The following is a 21,855-nucleotide window of genomic DNA, read 5'->3' on the forward strand; positions in this document are numbered from 1 at the left end:
ACGAAAGGAGGCTGCAGTGCCTGAAGAGATCAACCGCGAGACGTTCAACGCGGACCCGCTCACCGAAGACGTGTCCGACGCAGCGCCCCAGACCCCGGCCCAGCCGGCCGTACCCGCCCTGGACACCGCCGCCGAATCCCAGCAGATCCTCAGCGACGAGATGCAGGCCCTCGGCGCCGCGTATGCCCAGGCCCGTGCGAACGGCGCCGCCGCGGAAATCCAGCCGCGGCTGGACTACCCGCCGTACCGCAGCAGCATCCTCCGGCACCCGACGAAGAGCCTGCACCACGCGGACCCGGAGACCATCGAGCTGTACTCACCGGCGTTCGGGCACATGGACGTGCACGCGCTGGAGTCGGACCTGACCATCCAGCACAACGGCGAGCCCCTGGGCGAACGGATCATCGTCTCCGGCCGGGTCCTCGACGGCGACGGCCGCCCGGTGGCCGGCCAGCTGGTGGAGATCTGGCAGGCGAACTCCTCCGGCCGCTACATCCATAAGCGGGACCAGCACCCCGCCCCGCTGGACCCGAACTTCACCGGCGTCGGCCGCTGCATCACCGGCGCGGACGGCTCCTACAGCTTCACCACCATCAAGCCCGGCGCTTACCCGTGGAAGAACCACCTGAACGCCTGGCGCCCCGCGCACATCCACTTCTCGCTCTTCGGCCACGAGTTCACCCAGCGCATCGTCACGCAGATGTACTTCCCCGGCGACCCGCTCTTCGCCCTGGACCCGATCTACCAGTCGATCGTGGACCAGGACGCCCGGGACCGCCTGGTGGCCACCTACAACCACGACCAGACCAAGCCCGAGTGGGCGCTGGCCTACAACTGGGACATCGTCCTGACCGGGTCCAAGCGGACCTGGACCGAAAACGAGGCCCTCGGCGCGGAAGGCGACCAGCATGAGTAAGTTGACCCCCACGCCCGGCCAGACGGTCGGCCCGTTCTACGGCTACGCGCTGCCCTACGCCAAGGACCGCGAACTCCTGCCGCCCGCCACCCCCGGCAGCATCCGGCTGCAGGGCACGGTGTACGACGGCGCCGGTCACACGGTTCCGGACGCCATCCTGGAGATCTGGCAGGCCGACGCCGAGGGCAAGGTCCCGCAGCACCCCGGCTCATTGGTCCGCGACGGATACACCTTCACCGGCTTCGGCCGCTGCGCCGTCGGCAACACGGGCGTCTTCACGTTCACCACCGTCAACCCCGGCCCCACCGCCCCGGGCGCGGCGCCGTTCATCTCCGTGGTGGTCTTCGCCCGCGGCCTGATGAACCGGCTCTTCACCCGCGTGTACCTGCCGGAGAACGAGGATGCCCTGGCCAACGACCCGCTGCTGTCCGCCCTGGACCCGGAGCGCCGCCGCACCCTGATCGCCCGGCGCGAGGCCGACGGCGGCCTGCGCTGGGACATCCGGCTGCAGGGCGGCGACGAGACGGTGTTCCTCGACTTCGAGGCCGGCTCCGAGGGTGAGGGCACCGCACCGTGACGGCCGCCCTTCCCGACGGCGACTTCGGCCTGCTCAGCCCGGTCTCGGCCGCCCCTCGGGTGACGGCGCTGACCGGCGACCGCGCCGTCCTTGCCGCCATCCTGCGGGTCGAGGCCGCCTGGGCCGGGGTCCTCGAGGAGGCTTCCCTGGCGCCCGCCGGGTCCGCCGCGGTCGTTGCGGCGGCCGCGGACGTGGACCGCTACGACCTCGCCGGGATCGCGGTCCGCGCCCAGGGCGGGGCGAACCCGGTCATCCCGCTGCTGGCCGACCTCCGGGCCCAGGTCAAGAACCTGGACACGGAGGGCCTCGGGGCGTCCGCCGCGGTGCACGCGTCCCTGACCAGCCAGGACGTGCTGGACTCGGCCCTGATGCTGCTGGCCTCCGACGCCGTCGCCGAACTCCTGGCGGAGGTGCGGGAATCGACGGCGGCGCTGGCCGGGCTCGCCGAACGCCACCGGGACACCGTCTGCGTGGGCCGCAGCCTGACCCAGCATTCCCTGCCGTACAGCTTCGGTCTCCGGGCCGCGCAGTGGTTCGCCGGCCTCGCCGACGCCGCCTCGCGCCTTGAGGCCCTCACGTTTCCGGTGCAGACCGGGGGCGCCGCCGGCACCCTGGCGGCCGGCACCGCGCTGGCCGGTTCTGCAGACGCCTCCGGCTCCGCCGGCACCGACGCCGCCCCCGCCGTCACCCCGTTCGAGCTCTCCGACCGGCTGGCCGCCAGCCTCGGCCTGGCCCCGGTAGCGGCCCCCTGGCACACCAACCGGCTCGCGGTCACGGCGCTGGGCGACGCCCTCACCGCGGTCACGGACGCCGCGGGCAAGATCGCCGGGGACGTGCTGTTCCTCAGCCGTCCGGAGGTAGCCGAGCTGTCCGAACCCGTGGCTCCCGGACGCGGTGGCTCCTCGGCGATGCCGCACAAGCAGAACCCCGTCTTCTCGGTCCTGGTCCGCAGCGCCGCGCTGCAGGCGCCCGCGCTGGCCGCCCAGCTGCACCTGGCCGCGGCCAGCTTTAACGACGAACGGGCCGACGGCGCCTGGCACGCCGAATGGCCCGCGCTGCGCTCCCTGCTCCGGCTCGCCCTCGGCGCCGCCGGCCAGCTGCGCGAGCTCACCGCCGGACTGCAGGCCCACCCGGACGCCATGCGCCGCAACCTGGACCTCTTCGGGCCGCTGCTGCTCTCCGAAGCCGTCGGCGCCGCCGTCGCACCCCTGCTGGGGGATGGCGGGCGTGCCCGGTTGCAGGAGGTGGTGGACCGCACCCTGGAGGCGCCCGCCGCCGAGCGGGGTGCCACCTACCGCTCGTTGCTGCGGGAGGCAGTCCCCGCCGACGCCCTCACCGACGAACGGTTCGCGGAAGTGCTCGACCCCGCAAACTACCTCGGCCAGTCCGGCGAAATCATCCGCCGGCTGCTCGACGCCCGTCCCGGTTTCACGGACCCGGCTCCCCAGAAAGGTGTTTCCGATGACTAGACCCAGCCTCAAGGCCGTCCTGCTGTCCCCGCAGCGCGAGCTCGGCGACCGGCCCCTGCTGGTGGTGGGGCCCTCGCTGGGGACCTCCACCCTGCTCTGGAGCCAGGCCGGCGGCCTCCTCGGCGACGCGTTCGACGTCGTCGCCTGGGACCTCCCCGGCCACGGAGTCTCCCCGGCCGCCACGGAACCGTTCACGGTGGCAGACCTGGCCGACGCCGTCGTCGACCTGGTGGACTCGATCGCCCCCGGCACCCGCTTCCACTACGCCGGCGTCTCCCTCGGCGGGGCCACCGGGCTGCAGCTGGCCATCACGCACGGAGCCCGGCTCAAGAGCCTCTCCGTGCAGTGCAGCGGCGCCAAGATCGGCACCCCCGAGGGCTGGCTGGAGCGCGCGGAGACCGTCCGGAACCAGGGCACCCCGGTGATGATAGAGGGGTCCGCCCAGCGCTGGTTCGCCCCGGGCTTCATGGAGCACGAACCCGAGCGCAGCAGCCGCCTGCTGCACACCCTCCGCGACGCGGACCGGTTCAGCTACGCGTACTGCTGCGAGGCCCTGGCCGGGTACGACGTCCGCGGTGAGCTCGGCCAAATCAGCGTGCCCACCCAGGCCCTCGCCGGGGAGTTGGATGCGGTGGCGCCGCCGTCGCTCGCGCAGGAGATCGTCGCCGGGATCACCGCCGGGGGCGGCACCGCGAATGCCGCCACCCTGGCCGGCGTGGCGCACCTGGCACCCTTCGAGGCCCCCGGCCACGTCGCCGAACTGCTGCGCACCCTCATCACCTGGGCCGAGTCGAACGGGACCGGACAATGAACGACCGGACAGTGAACGACAAAGAACGTAGCGGCCCGGAGCGGTACGGAGTCGTCCGGCCGGAGGCCACCAGCCGCGAGATCTACGACGGCGGCATGAAGGTCCGGCGCGAGGTGCTCGGCGACGCCCATGTGGACCGGGCCAACGCCGCCAAGGACGACTTCACCGAAGACTTCCAGGACATGATCACCCGGATCGCCTGGGGCGGCATCTGGACCCGGCCCGGACTCAGCCGGCCGATGCGCTCCGCCGTGACCATCACCGCGATGGTGGCGCACGGGCATTGGGAAGAGCTCGCCATGCACATCCGGGCGGCCCTGACGAACGGCCTGACCCGGGACGAGATCAAGGAAATCCTGCTGCAGACGGCCATCTACTGCGGGGTCCCGTCGGCCAACACCGCCTTCAAGACCGCCCAGCAGGTGTTCCGCACCATCGACGAGACCGAAGTGGACAAGAACCATGACTGAGGCTTTTCTGTACGACGCCGTACGGACCCCGTTCGGCAAATTCGGCGGCGGCCTGGCCGGAGTGCGCCCGGATGACCTGGCCGCGCACGTGATCGGCGAGGCCGTCCGCCGGGCCCCCGGCCTGGACCCGGAGCGGATCGACGAGGTGGTCTTCGGCAACGCCAACGGCGCCGGCGAGGAAAACCGCAACGTCGCCCGGATGGGCACCCTGCTGGCCGGGCTTCCCGTCGGCGTCCCGGGGACCACGGTCAACCGGCTCTGCGGGTCCTCGCTGGACGCGGCGATCATCGCCTCCCGGCAGATCGCCACCGGCGACGCGGACCTGGTGCTCACCGGCGGCGTCGAGTCGATGTCCCGGGCGCCGTGGGTGCTGCCCAAGACCGAGAAGCCCTACCCGGCCGGGGACATGACCCTGGTGTCCACCACCCTGGGCTGGCGCCTGGTGAACAAGCGGATGCACCCGGACTGGTCCATCTCCCTCGGCGAAGCCACCGAGCGGCTCCGCGAGAAGTACGGCGTCACCCGGGAAGCCCAGGATGAGTTCTCGGCCGCCTCGCACAACCTGGCCGCCGCCGCCTGGGACGAGGGCTTCTACGATTCCCTCGTCACCGCCGTGCCGGGCACCGACCTGACGCGGGACGAGGGCATCCGCCCCGGGTCCAGCGCGGAAAAGCTCGCGGGATTGAAGACGGTGTTCCGCGCCGAGGCGGACTGGCCCGACGGCGGCACCATCACCGCCGGGAACGCCTCCCCGCTCTCCGACGGGGCTTCCGCGGCGTGGCTGGGCAGCGAGGCCGCCGCCGGGCTGCTGGGCCTCGATCCGCTGGCCCGGATCGCCGGCCGCGGCGCCCACGCCAACGACCCGCAGTACTTCGGCTACGCCCCCGTCGAGGCGGCCAACAAAGCCCTCGCGAAGGCCGGGATCGGCTGGGACCAGGTGGGCGCCGTCGAGCTCAACGAGGCCTTCGCCGCGCAGTCCCTGGCCTGCATCAACGGCTGGGGCATCGATCCCGCGATCGTGAACCGCCACGGCGGGGCGATCGCCATGGGCCACCCGCTGGGCGCCTCAGGCGGCCGGCTGCTGGGCACCCTGGCCCGCTCCCTGCAGGCGTCCGGCGAACGCTGGGGCGTCGCCGCGATCTGCATCGGCGTCGGGCAGGGCCTCGCCGTCGTCCTCGAAAACGTCACCGCCGGCACCAGCAACGGAAAGGCCTGAGCCATGCTGAACTTCGTAGACACGGTGGCCGAGGCCGTTGCCGGTATCCGGGACGGGTCCACGGTGATGATCGGCGGCTTCGGCAACGCAGGCCAGCCTTTCGAACTCATCGACGCCCTGCTCGACGGCGGCGCCACCGGCCTCACGGTGGTGAACAACAACGCCGGCCAGGCGGACCAGGGCCTGGCGCTGCTGATCAAGGAGGGCCGGGTGCGGAAGATGATCTGCTCCTTCCCCCGCCAGTCCGACTCCTGGCACTTCGACGAAAAGTACCGGGCCGGGGAAATCGAACTGGAGCTGGTCCCGCAGGGCAACCTGGCCGAAAGGATCCGGGCCGCCGGGGCCGGGATCGGCGGCTTCTTCACCCCCACCGGCTACGGCACCATGCTCGCCGAGGGCAAGGAAACCCGGTTCCTGGACGGCAAATGGCAGGTCTTCGAGACGCCTATCCACGCCGACGTCGCCCTGATCAAGGCCCTCACCGCCGACGGCAAGGGCAACCTGGTTTACCGCAAGACCGCCCGGAACTTCGGCCCCATCATGGCCGCGGCGGCGAAGCACACCATCGTCCAGGTCTCCGACGTCGTCCCCACCGGCAGCCTCGACCCGGAAAACGTCGTCACGCCCGGAATCTACGTCAACAGCATTGTGAAGGTGGCCTGAGATGAGCACGCAGTCCGAGCGGCAGGAGAGCCTCCGGCGCTCCGAACAGCCCCTGGGCCGGGACGAGCTGGCCCGCCTGGTGGCCCGGGACATCGCCCCCGGCTCCTTCGTCAACCTCGGCATCGGCCAGCCCACCCTGGTCTCCAACTACCTGGAGCCGGAGCAGAATGTCACCCTCCACACGGAGAACGGCATGCTGGGCATGGGTCCCGAGGCCACCGGGGACCAGATCGACGGCGACCTGATCAACGCCGGCAAGATCCCCGTCACCGAGCTGCCCGGCGCCTCCTACTTCCACCACGCGGACTCCTTCGCGATCATGCGCGGCGGCCACCTGGACATCTGCGTCCTCGGCGCCTTCCAGGTCTCCGGGACCGGGGACCTGGCGAACTGGCACACCGGCGCCCCGGACGCCATCCCGGCCGTCGGCGGGGCCATGGACCTGGCCACCGGCGCCAAGGACGTCTTCGTGATGATGACCCTGCTGACCCGCGACGGCGTGTCCAAGCTGGTGGAAACCTGCACCTACCCGCTCACCGGGATCGGCTGCGTCACCCGCGTCTACACGGACAAGGCCGTCTTCCTCATCGGGCCCGACGGCGTCACGGTGCGGGAGACGTTCGGCTGCACCCTGGCGGACCTGCAGGCCGTGGTCCCCGTGCCGCTGACCGCGGCCGGACCGGAATGACGGGCCGCGCAGATAGGGTAGGGCGGTGACTCAAAAGCCGAACCCGTCCCCGGCCGGCGCCACGGAGGCGCCCGCCGCGAGCGACCAGTACGTCCAGTCGCTGGCCCGCGGCCTGGCCGTCATCCGCTCCTTCGACGCCGAGCACCCGCAGATGACGCTCAGCGAGGTGGCCGCGCGGACGGACCTGACCCGCGCCACGGCCCGGCGCTTCCTGCACACCCTGGTGGAGCTGGGCTACGTCCGCACCGATGGCAAGGACTTCGCGCTCACGGCCAAGGTGCTGCAGCTCGGCTACGCGTATCTCTCCGGCCTGTCGCTGCCGCAGATCGCCCAGCCGCACCTGGAGGAGCTCTCCCTGGCGCTCGGCGAATCAACCTCCGCCGCGGTGCTGGAGGGCCAGGACATCAGTTATGTTGCCCGGGTGGCGACCCGCCGGATCATGACCGTCGGCATCACCGTGGGTACCCGCTTTCCCGCCTACGCCACCTCGATGGGTCGGGTGCTGCTGGCAGCCCTCCCGCCGGAGGAGCTGGCACGCTATCTGGACGCCGCGGAACTGCGGCCGCTGACGCCGCGGACCATCGCCGACCGCGCCGGCCTCGAGGCCGAACTGGCCACCGTCCGCGCCCAGGGCTGGTGCCTGCTGGACCAGGAGCTGGAACTTGGCCTGATGTCCGTGGCCGCCCCGATCCACGACGGGCCGAAGGTGGTGGCGGCGATCAACGTCTCCCTGCAGGCCCAGGCCGTCGCGGCCCGCCCGGACCCCGAAGCGTACCTCGACTCGGTCCGCGAGGCCGCCGTCGCCACCGCAGGACTCATCTCGGCGGACCTCTCCGCGAAGAGCTGAGCAGCCGGGGCCTAGACCCGGCGGGACCGGGCGAAGAGCTGCCGCAGCGTGAAGAACGAGCCCAGCGCGCTGAAGAGCAGCATCATCAGGAATTCGCTCTTGAGGTCCTGCACCAGTGGCGCATTGCTCGTGAGGTTGTAGCCCAGCAGGTCCCAGGCTCCCGGTTCGAAGAGCAGTCCGAAGGGCTGGTCGCCGATGTATTCGGCCACGTCCAGCCAGATGCTGCCGAAGAACGCCAGCAGCATGGTCAGCGCGGTCACGCCCAGCACCACCCACGCCCCGCGCCGGGTCATGGCGCCGCCCCGGCCCCCGGTGCTGCCGGCCAGGTACAGCCGTGCCGCTCCGGCGGCGGTCACGAAGGACACCAGCGAGGCCATCCAGCCGAGCTTCCAGAGCGCCAGCCACAGCACGACGCCGGCCGGGACCACCGCCAGGGCGAAGACGGTGCCGCGCACGGCGTGCTCCAGCGTCTCGGTCCGCGGGCGGGGCAGCGGCAGGGCCGGCAGCAGCGTGTGCCGGCGGTCCGCCGAATCCGGCCACGGCGCGCCGTCGGGCCATCGCTGGCCGTAGCGGGGCTCCGCCCCGAGGTTCGTCAGTGAGTGTTCGTGTGCGTCGGAATCCGCGCGCTCGTTCATCATTCCCCCAAATGAGATGAGTCTTCCGGCCACATCGGGCCGCCAAATCCCGCCCAGTCTGGCACATTCTTTGGACAAAATACGGATTCCCGGCCGATTGTTTCCCGCCGTCGCGCCGGGACCCGGTTACGCGGTGGAGACGGTGATGGTGACGCCCTCGTCGTCGTCACGGATCTGCAGTTGCAGCGGCCGGTTCACCAGGGTGGTGTGCATATCCTCGCCGCCCTCGGGATCGAGTTGTTCGGCCAGCCGGGTCAGTGCCAGCGCCATGGCCCGGCCCCAGTCGTGGGGATCCCTGCTGGAGGCTTCGGCTTCCGCCGCGTGATGGTCCTGGTGTTCGGTCATGTGGCCGCCTTCCGCGTCCGAAGCGCACACGCCCCGGCGGTTCCGGGGCGGCATCCGGCCAGGCCGGCACGCTTCAGTCCTTGAACACGGTCAGTGTACTGACCATCCGAGCGGTGCGTCCACGATCCCGGCGTCCCCGCTGCGCGGGATAGCGCGCCGCCGCGGATAAGATTTCACTGCGGGAGCCATCCCGCCACGCTGCCCGAAGGACGACATGCCACAGAACAATGCCGCAACCCAGGCCACCCCGGCCCCGGAGCGTTCCGCACAGACCAGTACGGCAGGGGACGCCTCGGCGGCCCGCCGCGCCGCCGTCGTCATCAACCCAATGAAGTCCTCCGGTGAGGACTTCAAGGCCTCCTTCTACCACCTCTGTGAGACGCAGGGCTGGGCCGAGCCGCTGTGGCTCGAGACCACCGCCGAGGATACCGGCCTGGGCCAGGCGCGGGAGGCCCTGGAGGCCGGCGTCGACGTCGTCATCGCCGCGGGCGGAGACGGCACCGTCCGGTGCGTCGCGGAGGTCCTCGCCGGCACCGGCACCCCGATGGGCCTGGTACCCATGGGCACGGGCAACCTGCTGGCTCGCAACGTCGGCGTCGACATCACCGACCCGGTCGCCGCCAGCCACGACGTCCTGGCCGGCTCCGACATCAAGGTCGACGTCGTCAAGGCCCGGCTGGACCACGGCGAGGACGAGCAGCTGTTCCTCGTCATGGCCGGCCTGGGATACGACGCGGCCATCATGGCCAACACCGTCGACGAGCTCAAGGACCGGGTGGGCTGGCTGGCCTACGTGGAGGCCGGCATCCGGCACCTGCCCGGCAAGCCGGTGCGCGCCCGGATCAGCGTCGACGGCCAGCAGCCGGTCCGCCGCCGCATCCGCAGCGTCATGGTGGGCAACTGCGGCAAGATCACCGGCGGCATCGAGGTGTTCCCGGACGCCAAGATCGACGACGGCATCCTGGACGTGCTGCTGCTCGCCCCGCAGGGCCGGCTCGGCTGGTTCAGCGTGCTGGCCGGCATGTTCGGCCGCAAGAACAAGAACAACAAGTCCGTTGAGTACTTCGCCGGCCGCACGGCGGAGATCAGCCTCGACCACGAGCAGGAATTCCAGCTCGACGGCGACCACATCGGCAAGGCCAAGCACCTGAGCGTGGCTGTCGAGCACGAGGCGTTGACCCTCCGGATGACGAAGGCCGCGCAGGCCTAGCGATTGGCGCCTGACCGCTAGCGGTGCTCGGCCGGGACGTCCCGTGACTCTTCCCGGGACGTCCCGGCCACTACCGTCAGCAGGTCCCGGATTTCGGCCAGCAGTGCCGTGTCCGCCGGGAGCGGCTTCTCCTCCGGCTCCGCCGTCGCGAGCCGGTTCTTGACCATCCTGTTGATCCGGTTCATCGGCGCCACGAAGATGAAGTACACCACCGCCGCGGTGATCAGGAACGTGACGAAGGCGGTCAGCACGGCGCCCACATTGACGAACGTCTTCTCGTTGCCCGGCCAGATGTGGAAGCCCAGGCCCTGCGCCTCCACGCCGCCGGCGGCCGCGATGATCGGGTTGATGATGTTGGTGGTGAAGGCGGTCACCAGGGCGGTGAACGCGGTACCGACGACGACGGCGATCGACAGTTCGATCACGTTGCCGCGCAGGATGAAGTCCTTGAATCCTTTGAGCATGGGGTCCTCCGGGAATGCTGCCGTACGGGTGTTTCAACCGCTCGACGCTACCACCGCAAGCCCCCTCCGGGCCTTCCGTTGATCGGAAGTTAAGGCGGCGGCGGGGACCTTCCGGGCGTAAGCTCGTCAGGGATGCCAGTGCCGCCGTCGTTTCACCGAATGGCAAAGGAAGGCCCCTCACACCCCGTGCATCCCTCATCCGCCGCGGACCGCCGCGCACCGTTCGCCGACTTCTTCACCATGTTCTTCACCATGGGCCCGGCCAACAAGGACCACCACCCCGCGCTCCGCTGCGCCGTCGGCGTCTTCGTCCCGCTGATCACCTTGGTGCTGATGCAGCGGCTGGACCTTGCCATCTTCGCCTCCTTCGGTGCCTTCGCCGGGATCTACGGCCGCAACGAGCCGCACGGCCGGCGGCTGGTGCTGCAGTTGCGCGCCGGAACCCTGATGCTCGCCGTGATCCTGCTGGCCGTCCTGACCGCGCACGCCGGCGCATTGCCCGCGTTCACGCCGGCCGGGCGGATTTGGCTGCAGGTCGCGGCGACCACCCTGGTGGCCGGCGCCTGCTCGCTCATCGTCTCCCTGTGGCGGCTCCGCCCGGCGGGATCCCTGTTCCACATCTTCGCCTTCGCGGCGATCGCCTCCGTCCCGCACCAGCCGCCGCTCTGGCAGGGAATGCTGGTGGCGGTGCTGACGGTAGCGTTCTCGCTTCTGGTAGGCATGTCCTCCCGGGTGGTCCCCGGCCGGCGGCGGCCGTGGAGCTGGTCCGCCCCCGTCCGCCTGACCGGGCCGGAGCGGCGCGCGGCCTGGCTGGAGGCTGTCGGCTATCTCGTGGCGGCGGGCGTGGCCGGGATCCTGGCCACCGTGATCGGCCAGCGCCTCGGCATCGGCCACAACTACTGGGCCATGGTGGCCGCGGTCGTGCCCCTGGTGGGCCACACCACCCGGCACCGGATCAGCCGCGGCCTGCAGCGCATCCTCGGCACCGCCCTGGGCCTGGCGCTGCTCGCGGCGATCCTGCTGCTACAGCCCGAACCCTGGCTGACGGTGCTGGTGATCGCCGCCTGCCAGTTCGGCGCGGAGATGTTCATCGCCCGCCAGTACCTGGTGGCCCAGCTCTTCGTCACCCCGCTGGCCCTGATCTCCACCCTCCTGGTGGCACCCGTCCCGGCCGGCGTGCTGCTCCGGGACCGGCTCTTCGAGACCGTAATCGGCGCCGTGGTGGGCGTCGCCGTCGTGCTGGCGCCCGCCCTGTGGCGGCAGTGGAAGACTGGTCGCTAGCAGGAAACGTCGACGGCGGGAGCGTGGGGCATGGCCAATTCCGAATCGGGTGATTCGGTGGTGGACCGCGTGGTGCGCCTGCTGGAGGCCATCCCGGAGGGTTCGGATGCGCTGCAGCTCTCCGAGCTCGCCGCCCGCGCCGGGCTGCCGCTGAGCACCGCGCACCGCCTGGTCCGGCAGCTGGCCGGCCACGGGCTGCTGGAACTCGGTGCCGGCGGGTCCGTCCGGCTGGGGCTGCGGCTCTGGGAACTCGTGAACCGGAACTCGCCCACCCTGGCCCTGCGGCAGGCGGCGATGCCGTTCATGGAGGACATCCAGCAGGTGCTCAACCAGAACGTGAACCTGGCAGTGCTGGACGGGGCAGAGGCCCTCTTCGTCGAACGCCTCTCCCGGCGCGGCTCGGTGGCGAACCGGGCCAAGGTGGCCGGCCGGATGCCCGTGCACCTCTCCTCGGCCGGGCTGGTGCTGATGGCCCACCAGCCACCCGCCCGCCAGGCGGCGTACCTGCGCGACTTCGCCGATCCCGCCGGGAAGGTGGGCGTGGCCGAGCTCCGCGCGCTTCTGGCCCAGGCCGCCGCCCAGGGTTACGCCGAACTCTCCGGCGTGGTGGACCCGGACACGTGGGGCATCGCGGTTCCGGTCCGGGACGCCCGCAAGCGGGCGGTGGCCGCGCTCGGCGTCGTGGTTCCCGTGCGCGAGGTTCGGCTCCAGGCGCTGGTGCCCGCGCTGCAGACCGCCGCGCGGGGCATCGGCCGGCGGCTGGGGAGACCCGCGCATCCTCGATCCATTCAACGGAACACGTGTAACGCCGGTCACGCCCGTGCGGCAGACTGGGAAACAGTGATGATCCGGTCCGTGCGCCGCGCCCGCCCCGGGCCGCCCGGACCCCGCAACGAAGCGAGGAACCCATGGCACGGCACGTCGTCCGCACACAGGTGGCCATTGTCGGCGGCGGCCCCGCCGGCCTGATGCTCTCCCACCTTCTGGCGAGGGAGGGGATCGAGTCCACCGTGGTGGAGCTGCGCAGCAGGCAGGAGATCGCCGAAACCGTCCGCGCCGGGATCCTGGAGCACGGCACCGTGAACCTGCTGGTGGACAGCGGCGTCTCGGACCGGGTGCTCGCCGACGGGGACCGGCACGACGGGATCGAGCTGCGCTTCAACGGCGAGAGCCACCGCATCGACTTCCAGGGCCTGGTGGGCGAATCGGTGTGGCTCTACCCCCAGACCGATGTCTTCAAGGACCTCGCCGCCCGCCGGGAGGCCGACGGCGGGGACGTGCGCTACGGCGTCACGGACACGGCCATCCACGACGTCGACGGCGACCCCCGGGTCTGGTTCACCGACGCCGACGGCACCGAGGTGGAGCTGCGGGCGGAGTTCATCGTCGGCGCCGACGGTTCACGCAGCCACTGCCGCGGGCAGATCCCGGAGGCGCACCGGAAGTGGTACTTCCACGAGTACCCGTTCGCCTGGTTCGGCATCCTGGCCGAGGCGCCGCGCAGCTCGGAGGAGCTGATCTACGCCAACTCGGAGAACGGTTTCGCGCTGATCAGCCAGCGCACCGAGACGGTGCAGCGGATGTACTTCCAGTGCGACCCGGGCGAGGACGTCACCAACTGGAGCGACGAGCGGATCTGGGAGACGTTCCGCAGCCGGGTGAACGGCAACGGCTTTGAGCTCAAGGAAGGTCCGGTGCTGGATAAGACGGTGCTGAAGTTCCGCAGCTTCGTGCACGCCCCGATGCGCCACGGCAGGCTCTTCCTGGCCGGGGATGCCGCCCACACGGTGCCCCCACGGGGGCGAAGGGCCTCAACCTCGCCATCGCGGACGTCCGGGTGCTGTTCGAGGGGCTGGACAGCTACTACAAGACCGGGTCGGAGGCGCTCCTGGACCGCTTCAGCAGCCGCGCCCTGGACCGGGTGTGGAAGGCCCAGCACTTCTCCTACTGGATGACCTCCATGCTGCACACCCCCGAGGGCGCGGACGACTTCGCCCGCGCCCGTCAGCTGGGGAGCTGAACTCCGTGGTGTCCTCCCGGCACGGCCGCGCCTACCTCGCGGAGGCCTACACCGGTTGGCCGTCGGCGCGGTAGGACGGCGTCGGCTCGGCTCAAGGCAGCCGGGCCGGCTCCTCCGGTTCCTCCGCCAGCACCGCCGGAGCCCCCGCCGGTGTTCCGCCCGGTTCCACCGGCCCGGCGGCCGGGCCCGGTTGCCCCGACGCGGGCACCGCCGCGGCCGGAGCCCGCCCCGCCCGCCTGCTCCTTTGCCCCGGTTTCCGGCCGGCACGGCCGTAGACCAGATACATCGTCAGGCCCGTGATCACCATCAGCAGGACCGTATAAACGAAGGTGTTGGCGACCCCCTCGACCCCCTCGGCGCCGTCGGTGTTGGCCTTGATGATGAGGCCCAGGGGCTGGTACAGCGGGTGGGCCAGGAAGATGGCCGTGTCGTAGTCATCGAGCATACTGTTGAAGTTCAGCGCGGTCACGGCAGCGGCGGCGGGGAGCACGATGGGCAGCAGGATCCGGCGGAAAATGTAGAGGGTCCGGGCACCCATGAGACCCGCCGCCTCCTCCAGGGAGGTATTGACCGCCGCGAAGGACGCCTTGAGCATCCGCAGCGTGAAGGGGATCTTCACCGTCACGAAGGCGATCAGCAGGATCACCGTGGTTCCGGTCAGCACGGCGCCGCCCACCAGCGGGTTGGGATGGTCGTAGCTGAGGATCAGGCCCAGCGCCAGCAGCGCGGCAGGCAGGATCCAGGGGATGTGCAGGAGGTACTCAAACGCGGTGCTGACCCAGTTGCGGTACTTCTGCAGGGTCCTGGCCACGAACAGCAGCCCGCCCACGGCAATGACCGCGGCGAGGGCGCTGTACGTGATGCTGATCAGGAACGGCCGCAACCCCGCGGGCTGGGTCAGCACCCTGGCGTAGTTCTCCAGGGTCAGGCTGCCGGGGTCCAGGCGCCCGGTCTGGATGGCGGCGCCGTCGGCGAAGGAGTACAGCACGATCAGGACCACGGGCAGGACGTACACGGCGAACAGCAGGTAGGCGATCACGTGGACGACGGCGTTCGCCGCGCGGTTGGTGATCTGCTGCTTCTGCAGGCCCGCGGAGACCTTGGAGACCGAGAAGTAGGTGCCGCCCTTCTCCAACCGGGTCATGATCGCCAGCATCACCATGGTGGCCACACCCAGGATGAGGGCCAGCAGGGCCGCGAGGTCCCGGGAGGTGGGGCTGTTGGTGAAGGTCAGGATCATGGGGGTGATGGTCTGGAAGTCGCGTCCGCCCAGGACCTGCGGCGCGGAGAGGGCCCCGAGCCCGGTCAGGAAGGACAGCACCGTCACCGCGAAAAGGGTCGGCTTGAGCATCGGCAGGACGATCCGCCGCAGGATGGTCCACGTGGAGGCGCCCATGTTTTTGGCGGCCTCGATGGTCTGGTAATCCACCCCCTTCAGGGCGTTGGCCACGAAAAGCATGTGGTTGGTGGTGGTCGCGAACGTCATCACGGCCAGCACGGCGAAGAAACCCGAGAACCAGCCCCGGTCCAGGTCCGGAATCACGGAGGCCAGGAAACCGGTGACGATGCCCTTGTCGCCATAGATGAATTTGTAGCCGGCGGCGAGCACGATGCCGCCGTAGATGAACGTGGTGGCGTAGCCAAGGAACAGGATCCGGGAACCGCGGATCTTGAAGTACTGGGTAACGAGGACGATGAAGATGCCCACCGCGTTGACGGTGATGGAGAGCGCGACCGCCAGGAGGAAGCTGTTGCCGAGGGATTTCATGGCCCGCGGCGAGGAGAACAGTTTCTCTGCTGCGCGGCCGGAGAATTTCCCGTCGGGGAAGAACGTCTGCACCAGGACATTGGCGTTGGGCCAGACGAGGAACGCCGCGATGAACCAGGTCAGGATGATGCCGGCAATCAGGACCGCCGGAGACCGCAGCATGCTTCGGGGGCTGCCGGCGGTACTGGACCGGGTCATGGCCGGACGGCTTCCCGCTGGGGTGCGTCCAGGGACGCGCCGGTCCCGGGATCGTACTGAAGCACGTGGGCGGGCTGGACGTACACGGTGGCGCGTCCGCCGGTGGCGGGGTGCGCGCCGCCGTCTTCCCGGACCAGGAGACGGATCTCCGAACCGAGGCAGTCGACCACGTAGCGGCTGTGCAGGCCATGGTAGGTCCGGGAAACGACGGTGCCCTCGACGGCGGCCGCCTCGCCGTCCGCGGGCCGTTCCAGGGAGGCCTTCTCCACCCGGAGATACGAATTCGCGGCCGGGTCGAGGGCCGCGGACGGGGACTGCCGGTTCAGTTCGGCCACGAAGGCGGGACTGAGCCGAGAGCTGTCGCCGATGAAGTTGCAGACGAACTCGGTCGCCGACTGGTCGTAGATGCTCTGCGGCGTTCCCACCTGCTCCACGACGCCCTTGTTGAAAACGGCGACGCGGTCGCTCATGGCCAAGGCCTCATCCTGGTCGTGCGTGACGTAGACGGTGGTGATGCCGAATTCGCTCTGCAGGTCCTTGAGCTGCTGGCGGAGCTGATGCCGCAGCTTGGCGTCCAGGTTGGAGAGGGGTTCGTCCAGCAGCAGGATCTTGGGCTGGAGGACCAACGCCCGGGCGACGGCGACGCGCTGCTGCTGGCCGCCGGAGAGCTCTGCGACGTTCTTGCCGAGCTGTTCTTCGGAAAGGTCCACGCGCCGGGCGATGTCGCGGACCAGCCGGTCGCTTTCCGCCCCCTTTTCTTTCCTGACCCGCAGGCCGAAGGCGATGTTTTCCCAGACGCTCATGCTCGGGAACAGCGCGTAGTTCTGGAAGACCATCCCGACCTGGCGCTTGTCGCTGGGAAGCCGGGTCACCGCCTTGCCGTCCACGTAGACGTCGCCCGCGGTGGGGTCGATGAACCCGGCGAGGGTGCGCAGCGCCGTCGTCTTCCCGCAGCCGGAGGGTCCCAGGAGTGTAAAGAACTCGCCCTGCTTCACGTCCAGGTTCAGCCCTGGGATGGCGGTGAAGCCGCCAAAAGTTACCTCGATGTTTTCAAAGCGGATCATGGCATCTGTCTTTCCTGCGGGATCGGAAAACCTGGGGTTAAAGCGGGTGGGCCGGCCCGGCGGAGCTGCCGGGCCGGCCCCGGGGATCAGCTCATGTATTCGAGTTCGATTTTCTCGACCCACTTGCCCATGTTCGCCTGAACGAATCCCCAGTCGATGTCCTGCTGCTTGAGGTTCTTGAAGAAGTCGACCACCTCGGGGTTTGCCTGCGCCGCCGCCTTCGTGTTGACCGGCATGGCGTTGAACTTCTGCGCGAACTGGCCCTGGGTCTCGGCGCTGCCGAACCAGTTGATGAACTTCAGCGCCTCGTCCTTCTTCTTCGACCCCTTCACGAGCGCGACCTGTTCGATCGCGAGCGGCACGCCGACGGACGGCATCACGGTGTCGACCTTGACGTTGAAGGACTTCTCCCGGTCGGGGATGATCGAGGAGGGCATCTGGCCCATGTCCGTGTCACCGGAGGCGATCCGCGCGAAGAGATCCGTCTTGGCGACGGCCGGGGTGCCGTTCTTGAAGTAGCCTTCGATCTGCTTCCAGCCCTCGTCCGAGACGCCCAGGTCGCCGCCGTCGTCCTTGTAGCGGTTCAGGATGCCGGCGAACACCAGCTGCGCGGTGGCGGTTCCCAGCCCGGTCACGCGTTCATAGCGGGACTTGAACTTGTCCTGGGTCCACAGGTCGGTCCAGTCCTTGGGGGCCTGGTCCTTGCTGTACTTGTCCGAGTTGTAGCCGAGCAGGATGGCCTGCTGGACCAGCGGCCAGTACGCCTTGGAGTCCGACTTGTCGCCCTTGGCGGGGTCAACCTCACCGGACCAGGAGGGCGTAAACGGCTCGATCGATCCGGCAGCCTTGACCTGCTCGAAGTACATGTTGTTCAGCCCGAAGGCGACGTCGGCCACCGGGTTGTTCTTCTCGGCGATGAGCTTGTTGGTGGCGTCGGCGCCGCCGGCCCCGACGATCTGGATCTTGAAACCGGCCTCGGCGGCTTTCTGGGTCAGCCAGTCGCCGCGCCCCTCGCCGTTGGAGTTCGTATAGACGACGAGCGTTTCACCCGACGGCGGCCCGGAGGGTGCGGTAGCCGGCGGTCCGGAGGGAGCTGCCGATGAATTCCCGGGGGCCGCGGCCCCTGAGCCACACCCCGCGAGGAGGCTGACGGCGACGGCGGCGGCGAGCATGGTTTTCATCTGGCGCACGGGCGGACTCGTTTCGTATCGACGTTAGGGCATGGTCGGGCCAGCCTATAGCCGCCGACGGCGGAAATGGGCGCTTATGCCTAACGAATCGATAAATCCGACGGCCATGGGTGTCGAGTCTTGCCGGCGGAACGGAACGCTTAGGGCCTGGGGGATGAATCCCCCGTGAACAGCAGGATCAGGCCATCGCAGTGTGCGCCGCGCTATGGGAATCGATGGTCTTCTCGTAGCAGAAGGAGTGCTCCACACCGATGTACGGCCCAAAATTCGGCACCGGGGCGAACCCGGAGGTGGCGTAGAACTGCCGGCCGTCGGTCTGAACTGAGCCCGCCTCCGCCGTCAGCCGGGTGATGCCCAGTGCGTGGGCGTGGCCCTCCAGCGCCGCCAGGATGGAGCTCGCCACCCCCGAACCGCGGGTGTAGGGCAGGACGTAGAGGCGCTTGATCTCGGCGGTCCGGGAGTCCAGGAGGCGCAGCCCGCCGCAGCCCACCGGCTGGCCCGAGCCCTTGTCATAGGCGACGAGGAAGACCGCCGAGTCCGATTCGGAGGGCACGGGGCCGGGCTCGTGGTCCGGGCGGCCGAAGCGGGCATCCAGTTCGGCCTGCTGGGCGGCCCGGAGGTCTGCGCCCACGGGGTTCGCCCAGGGCACCTGCCGGATGTGAAGCCGCGGGTTGGTCTGCATCGTTGCCTCGTTTCACCGAAAGGTTATGCAGTCCAAGGCTAGGAAGCGGTGGTTTCCACGGTGTTTCCCGCAGGTAAGGGATGGGAGAACTTGGGGCGGCGCCGTTTTCGAACGGACCTCAGACAGGGCCGCCGGCGGGGTCCTCCGCCGTCGGGTCGGCCAGGGCCAGGCCCCCTACGGGGCTGCCGTCCCAGTGCACCATCCGCCAGCCGTCCGCGGGGCCGCCCTCCAGGGCCACGATGCCGGTGTTGGCCAGGACGTGCCGGGCCGCGAAATCTGCGTCGACGTTCTCCGCGCGCAGGGCGGTCCAGACCCGGATCGCCGCCCCGTGGCTGACGACGGCGACCGTGCCGCCGTCGGGCGTGGCAGCTGCCGCCGCGATCCGGGCCACGGCGTCGTCGAACCGGGCGAGGAAGTCGTGGCCGCTGGGACCCGTCGGCATCCGCCGGTCCAGCTCGCCCGCGGCCCACCCGAACACCGTACCGAGGTAGCGCAGGTGGGACTCCCGGTCGGTGAGCTTCTCCAGCGCGCCCGCCTCGATCTCGTGCAGCCCGTCCAGGACCGTGACGTCCAGTCCGCGGCGGCCGGCCAGCGGGGCGGCGGTCAGCTGGGTCCGGATCAGCGTGGAGGCGTAGAGGCGGCTGATCTCCAGCCGTGCCAGCGACCGGGCCAGGGCCTCCGCCTGCCGTTCGCCCAGCTCGGTCAGGCCGGGGCCGGGATGCGCCGTGTCGAGCTGGCCGAGCACGTTGCCCGGCGTCTGGCCGTGCCTGATCAGGAGGAGCCTCATAGCTCGAATTTTACCGCCGCACCCTGCGAGGGAGCGGGGCGTCAGGGGATGAGGACGGTGGCCTGGATCGGGGCGTGGTCGCTGGGGTAGCGGTCGTCGAGGCGGAAGGTGTTGACCGCCGCGTCGGCCACCTGGATGCCGGGGGTGACGGCGATCCAGTCGATCCGGCTCTCGCCCACCACCGGGTCCTTGTAGTTCGGGAAGGTCCCGTAGGCCGGGGTGAGGTGCCGCTTGGCGATCAGCCAGGAGTCCCGGAACGGGCCGCTGTCCACCAGGGTGGAGTACGCCCCGGACGCGCCGGCCCGGGCATTGAAGTCGCCCATCACCACGGTGGGCAGCCCGGGTTCGAAGCGGGCCGTGTGGTCGATGATGGCCTCGGCGCTACGCAGCTGGGCGTTCTCCGACTCGTGGTCGAAGTGCGTGTTGAGAACCATCAGCTCCCGGCCGGTGCTGCTGTCCTCGAACCGGCCCCAGGTGGCGATCCGGGTGGTGTCGTTGCCCCAGGTAGCGGATCCCGCAACGTCCGGGGTGTCCGACAGCCAGAACTGGTCCCAGGCCTGCAGCAGCAGGCGCCGTGAGTTGTAGAAGATACAGGAGTACTCACCGCGGCTGCCGCCGTCGCGGCCCTGTCCGATCATCCGGTAGTGGTCCGGGAGCGCCTCTTCGATCACCGCCAGCTGGTGCCCGAGACCCTCCTGGATGCCCAGGACGTCCGGGAGCTCCTCGGCGAGCACGGCCTGCAGGGCCGGCGCCCGCTCCGGCCAGTAGTCGGCCTGGCCGGGGAGGGTGTGGTTGGTGTCGCAGCGGATGTTGAAGCTCATCAGGCTCAACGCCGCGTCGTCCGCCCCTGGAGATTCGGGGGCGTCCGGCGCCAGAGGGGCCGGGTCGGTCAGAACGGTCCGTGCGGTCGACGCTATGTCGCTCGGCAAGGGAGTCTCCTCGTGTCGGTTACAGTCCCAGACTCCACGATACGACTGGCCGGTCCTCGACGGCGGCGTAAACGCGGATGTGCCGGAAGGTTAATTCGACGTGAATGACCTAGCGGCCGTCAACCAGGTGATCCACCAGCTTGTCCGCGATGCCGGTGTAGCGGCCCGGCGTGAGCGCCAGCAGGCGTGATTCCGCCTCGGCGGAGAGGCCCAGGCCCTGGACGAACTCCTGCATCCGGGCGGCGTCCACCCGCTGACCGCGGGTCAGGTCCTTGAGCCGCTCGTAGGGGTTCTCCATGCCCGGCACCCCGGCGATTGCCTCGGCGCGCATGACCATCTGGATGGCCTCGCCGAGGACCTCCCAGTTGGTGTCCAGGTCCGCGGCCAGCACGTTCTCGGCCACGTCCAGGCGGTCCAGGCCCTTGGCGACGTTGGAGATCGCCAGCAGCGAGTGGCCGAAGGCGACGCCGATGTTCCGCTGCGACGACGAGTCGGTGAGGTCACGCTGCCAGCGGGAGGTCACCAGGGTGGAACCGAGCACGTCCAGCAGACCGGAGGAGATCTCCAGGTTCGCCTCGGCGTTCTCGAAGCGGATCGGGTTGACCTTGTGCGGCATGGTCGAGGAACCGGTCGCGCCGGCCACGGGGACCTGGGCGAAGTAGCCGATCGATATGTAGCTCCAGATGTCGGTGCAGACGTTGTGCAGGATCCGGTTGAAGCGGGCGACGTCGGCGTACAGCTCGGCCTGCCAGTCGTGGCTTTCGATCTGGGTGGTCAGCGGGTTCCAGGTAAGTCCGAGGCCCTCGACGAAGCGCTTCGCGACGGCTTCCCAGTCGGCTCCCGGGACGGATGCGACGTGCGCGGCGTAGGTGCCGGTGGCGCCGTTGATCTTGCCCAGGTATTCGGTGCGCGCGATCCGGTCCAGCTGGCGGGTCAGGCGGTGCGCGATGACGGCCAGTTCCTTGCCCAGGGTGGTGGGGGTGGCGGGCTGGCCGTGGGTGCGGGAGAGCATCGGGACGGCGCGGTTGGCCTCGGCCATGGCGCTGATCTGGGCCACGAGCGTGCGGGCGGCCGGCAGCCAGACGTCCTCGACGGCGCCCTTGATGCCGAGCGCGTAGGAGAGGTTGTTGATGTCCTCCGAGGTGCAGCCGAAGTGGACCATCGCGGTCAGGTGCTCGATCCCGATGCCGGGCAGGCGGCGGCCGATGTAGTACTCGACGGCCTTCACGTCGTGGACGGTGACGGCCTCGATCTCGGCGAGTTCGGCCACCGAGGCGGCGTCGAACTCGGTGACGATGTCGCGCAGCTGCTGCTGCTGCTCCGCGGACAGCGGGCCGGCGCCGGGCAGGACGTTGTTGCCGGTCAGGTGGATCAGCCATTCGACCTCGACGGCGACGCGGTCGCGGTTGAGCGCCGCTTCAGAGAGGTAGTCCACCAAAGGCGCGACGGCGGACTGGTAGCGGCCGTCCAGCGGTCCCAGAGCGATGGGGGTGCCGGAGGCGGCCAGGGCCAGGCGTCCGGACGGCGTGCGGGTCTCAGCTGTGGCAGCAGTTTCAGGCATGGTCCGATTCTTTCACGAAGTGCCGCCGGGGCCGAAGCCGGGCGGTGGTATGACAGCCGCCCGG

21 protein-coding genes and 2 pseudogenes are annotated in these 21,855 nt (G+C 69.9%); 13 read left to right on the plus strand and 10 right to left on the minus strand.

Features of this window, described 5'->3' with window-relative positions:
* The first annotated feature begins 16 nt into the window (after nucleotides 1–16).
* Genes pcaH through ACRQ5B_RS06440 form a run of 9 tightly spaced genes read left to right on the plus strand, consistent with a single transcriptional unit; the run spans nucleotide 17 to nucleotide 7,657 of the window.
* On the plus strand, nucleotides 17–916 hold the full coding sequence (gene pcaH, locus ACRQ5B_RS06400; protein WP_412884371.1) for a protocatechuate 3,4-dioxygenase subunit beta: 900 nt from the start codon (nucleotides 17–19) through the stop codon (nucleotides 914–916).
* The gene (pcaG, locus tag ACRQ5B_RS06405) at nucleotides 909–1,493 is read left to right on the plus strand and encodes a protocatechuate 3,4-dioxygenase subunit alpha (protein WP_432398039.1); all 585 of its coding nucleotides are present in this window, start codon (nucleotides 909–911) and stop codon (nucleotides 1,491–1,493) included. Before pcaH ends, pcaG begins: the two co-directional genes overlap by 8 nt.
* Complete coding sequence (locus ACRQ5B_RS06410; RefSeq protein WP_432398041.1) at nucleotides 1,490–2,962, plus strand: lyase family protein; 1,473 nt, start codon at nucleotides 1,490–1,492, stop codon at nucleotides 2,960–2,962. Before pcaG ends, ACRQ5B_RS06410 begins: the two co-directional genes overlap by 4 nt.
* On the plus strand, nucleotides 2,955–3,773 hold the full coding sequence (locus tag ACRQ5B_RS06415; RefSeq protein ID WP_432398043.1) for an alpha/beta fold hydrolase: 819 nt from the start codon (nucleotides 2,955–2,957) through the stop codon (nucleotides 3,771–3,773). The genes ACRQ5B_RS06410 and ACRQ5B_RS06415 overlap by 8 nt, the downstream gene beginning before the upstream one ends.
* A gap of 11 nt (nucleotides 3,774–3,784) precedes the next feature.
* On the plus strand, nucleotides 3,785–4,243 hold the full coding sequence (pcaC, locus tag ACRQ5B_RS06420; protein ID WP_432398045.1) for a 4-carboxymuconolactone decarboxylase: 459 nt from the start codon (nucleotides 3,785–3,787) through the stop codon (nucleotides 4,241–4,243).
* Nucleotides 4,236–5,459, plus strand: a complete 1,224-nt coding sequence (locus tag ACRQ5B_RS06425) for a thiolase family protein (RefSeq protein ID WP_432398048.1) — start codon at nucleotides 4,236–4,238, stop codon at nucleotides 5,457–5,459. The genes pcaC and ACRQ5B_RS06425 overlap by 8 nt, the downstream gene beginning before the upstream one ends.
* 3 nt (nucleotides 5,460–5,462) lie before the next feature.
* Nucleotides 5,463–6,122 (plus strand): 3-oxoacid CoA-transferase subunit A, encoded by a 660-nt coding sequence (locus ACRQ5B_RS06430; RefSeq protein WP_432398051.1) that lies wholly within the window; start codon nucleotides 5,463–5,465, stop codon nucleotides 6,120–6,122.
* 1 nt (nucleotide 6,123) lies between these two features.
* Nucleotides 6,124–6,810, plus strand: a complete 687-nt coding sequence (locus ACRQ5B_RS06435) for a 3-oxoacid CoA-transferase subunit B (protein WP_432398054.1) — start codon at nucleotides 6,124–6,126, stop codon at nucleotides 6,808–6,810.
* Nucleotides 6,811–6,835: 25 nt separating this feature from the next.
* Nucleotides 6,836–7,657, plus strand: a complete 822-nt coding sequence (locus ACRQ5B_RS06440) for an IclR family transcriptional regulator domain-containing protein (protein ID WP_432398056.1) — start codon at nucleotides 6,836–6,838, stop codon at nucleotides 7,655–7,657.
* An 11-nt stretch (nucleotides 7,658–7,668) separates the two neighbouring features.
* Here ACRQ5B_RS06440 and ACRQ5B_RS06445 read toward each other — a convergent pair whose 3' ends face one another.
* Nucleotides 7,669–8,292, minus strand: a complete 624-nt coding sequence (locus ACRQ5B_RS06445) for a hypothetical protein (RefSeq protein ID WP_432398059.1) — start codon at nucleotides 8,290–8,292, stop codon at nucleotides 7,669–7,671.
* Between the two features lie 126 nt (nucleotides 8,293–8,418).
* A complete protein-coding gene (locus ACRQ5B_RS06450; protein WP_432398062.1) occupies nucleotides 8,419–8,637 on the minus strand; it encodes a hypothetical protein in 219 nt (72 codons plus the stop codon).
* A 214-nt stretch (nucleotides 8,638–8,851) separates the two neighbouring features.
* On the opposite strand from ACRQ5B_RS06450, the gene ACRQ5B_RS06455 reads away from it, so the two are divergent.
* Nucleotides 8,852–9,847, plus strand: a complete 996-nt coding sequence (locus ACRQ5B_RS06455) for a diacylglycerol/lipid kinase family protein (protein WP_432398065.1) — start codon at nucleotides 8,852–8,854, stop codon at nucleotides 9,845–9,847.
* A gap of 17 nt (nucleotides 9,848–9,864) precedes the next feature.
* On the opposite strand, the gene mscL is transcribed toward ACRQ5B_RS06455, so the two are convergent.
* Nucleotides 9,865–10,311, minus strand: coding sequence for a large conductance mechanosensitive channel protein MscL (gene mscL / locus ACRQ5B_RS06460; RefSeq protein ID WP_432398067.1), 447 nt, complete (start codon nucleotides 10,309–10,311; stop codon nucleotides 9,865–9,867).
* Nucleotides 10,312–10,551: 240 nt separating this feature from the next.
* On the opposite strand from mscL, the gene ACRQ5B_RS06465 reads away from it, so the two are divergent.
* The 3 genes and pseudogenes from ACRQ5B_RS06465 (at nucleotide 10,552) to ACRQ5B_RS06475 (ending at nucleotide 13,686) form a co-directional block, all read left to right on the plus strand.
* Nucleotides 10,552–11,592 (plus strand): FUSC family protein, encoded by a 1,041-nt coding sequence (locus tag ACRQ5B_RS06465; RefSeq protein ID WP_432398710.1) that lies wholly within the window; start codon nucleotides 10,552–10,554, stop codon nucleotides 11,590–11,592.
* Nucleotides 11,593–11,622: 30 nt separating this feature from the next.
* Nucleotides 11,623–12,357: pseudogene (locus tag ACRQ5B_RS06470) on the plus strand (IclR family transcriptional regulator); the annotation flags it as partial.
* Nucleotides 12,358–12,500: 143 nt separating this feature from the next.
* Nucleotides 12,501–13,686: pseudogene (locus tag ACRQ5B_RS06475) on the plus strand (4-hydroxybenzoate 3-monooxygenase).
* 17 nt (nucleotides 13,687–13,703) lie between these two features.
* On the opposite strand, the gene ACRQ5B_RS06480 reads toward ACRQ5B_RS06475, so the two are convergent.
* The 7 genes from ACRQ5B_RS06480 to purB all read right to left on the minus strand — a co-directional run bounded on the left by ACRQ5B_RS06480 (nucleotide 13,704) and on the right by purB (nucleotide 21,791).
* The gene (locus tag ACRQ5B_RS06480; protein ID WP_432398070.1) at nucleotides 13,704–15,578 is read right to left on the minus strand and encodes an ABC transporter permease; all 1,875 of its coding nucleotides are present in this window, start codon (nucleotides 15,576–15,578) and stop codon (nucleotides 13,704–13,706) included.
* Nucleotides 15,575–16,642, minus strand: coding sequence for an ABC transporter ATP-binding protein (locus ACRQ5B_RS06485; RefSeq protein ID WP_432398073.1), 1,068 nt, complete (start codon nucleotides 16,640–16,642; stop codon nucleotides 15,575–15,577). The genes ACRQ5B_RS06480 and ACRQ5B_RS06485 overlap by 4 nt, the downstream gene beginning before the upstream one ends.
* An 86-nt stretch (nucleotides 16,643–16,728) precedes the next feature.
* A complete protein-coding gene (locus ACRQ5B_RS06490) occupies nucleotides 16,729–17,823 on the minus strand; it encodes an extracellular solute-binding protein (protein ID WP_432398711.1) in 1,095 nt (364 codons plus the stop codon).
* Between the two features lie 187 nt (nucleotides 17,824–18,010).
* On the minus strand, nucleotides 18,011–18,514 hold the full coding sequence (locus ACRQ5B_RS06495; RefSeq protein WP_432398075.1) for a GNAT family N-acetyltransferase: 504 nt from the start codon (nucleotides 18,512–18,514) through the stop codon (nucleotides 18,011–18,013).
* Between the two features lie 118 nt (nucleotides 18,515–18,632).
* Nucleotides 18,633–19,301, minus strand: coding sequence for a histidine phosphatase family protein (locus tag ACRQ5B_RS06500; RefSeq protein ID WP_432398077.1), 669 nt, complete (start codon nucleotides 19,299–19,301; stop codon nucleotides 18,633–18,635).
* Nucleotides 19,302–19,342: 41 nt separating this feature from the next.
* Nucleotides 19,343–20,230: an endonuclease/exonuclease/phosphatase family protein gene (locus ACRQ5B_RS06505; RefSeq protein WP_432398080.1), complete on the minus strand. Its 888-nt coding sequence runs from the start codon at nucleotides 20,228–20,230 to the stop codon at nucleotides 19,343–19,345.
* A gap of 109 nt (nucleotides 20,231–20,339) precedes the next feature.
* Nucleotides 20,340–21,791 (minus strand): adenylosuccinate lyase, encoded by a 1,452-nt coding sequence (gene purB / locus ACRQ5B_RS06510; RefSeq protein WP_432398082.1) that lies wholly within the window; start codon nucleotides 21,789–21,791, stop codon nucleotides 20,340–20,342.
* Nucleotides 21,792–21,855: the final 64 nt, after the last annotated feature.

Origin of the sequence: Pseudarthrobacter sp. L19, assembly GCF_050859435.1 — a bacterium.
Classification (GTDB): Bacteria; Actinomycetota; Actinomycetes; order Actinomycetales; family Micrococcaceae; genus Arthrobacter.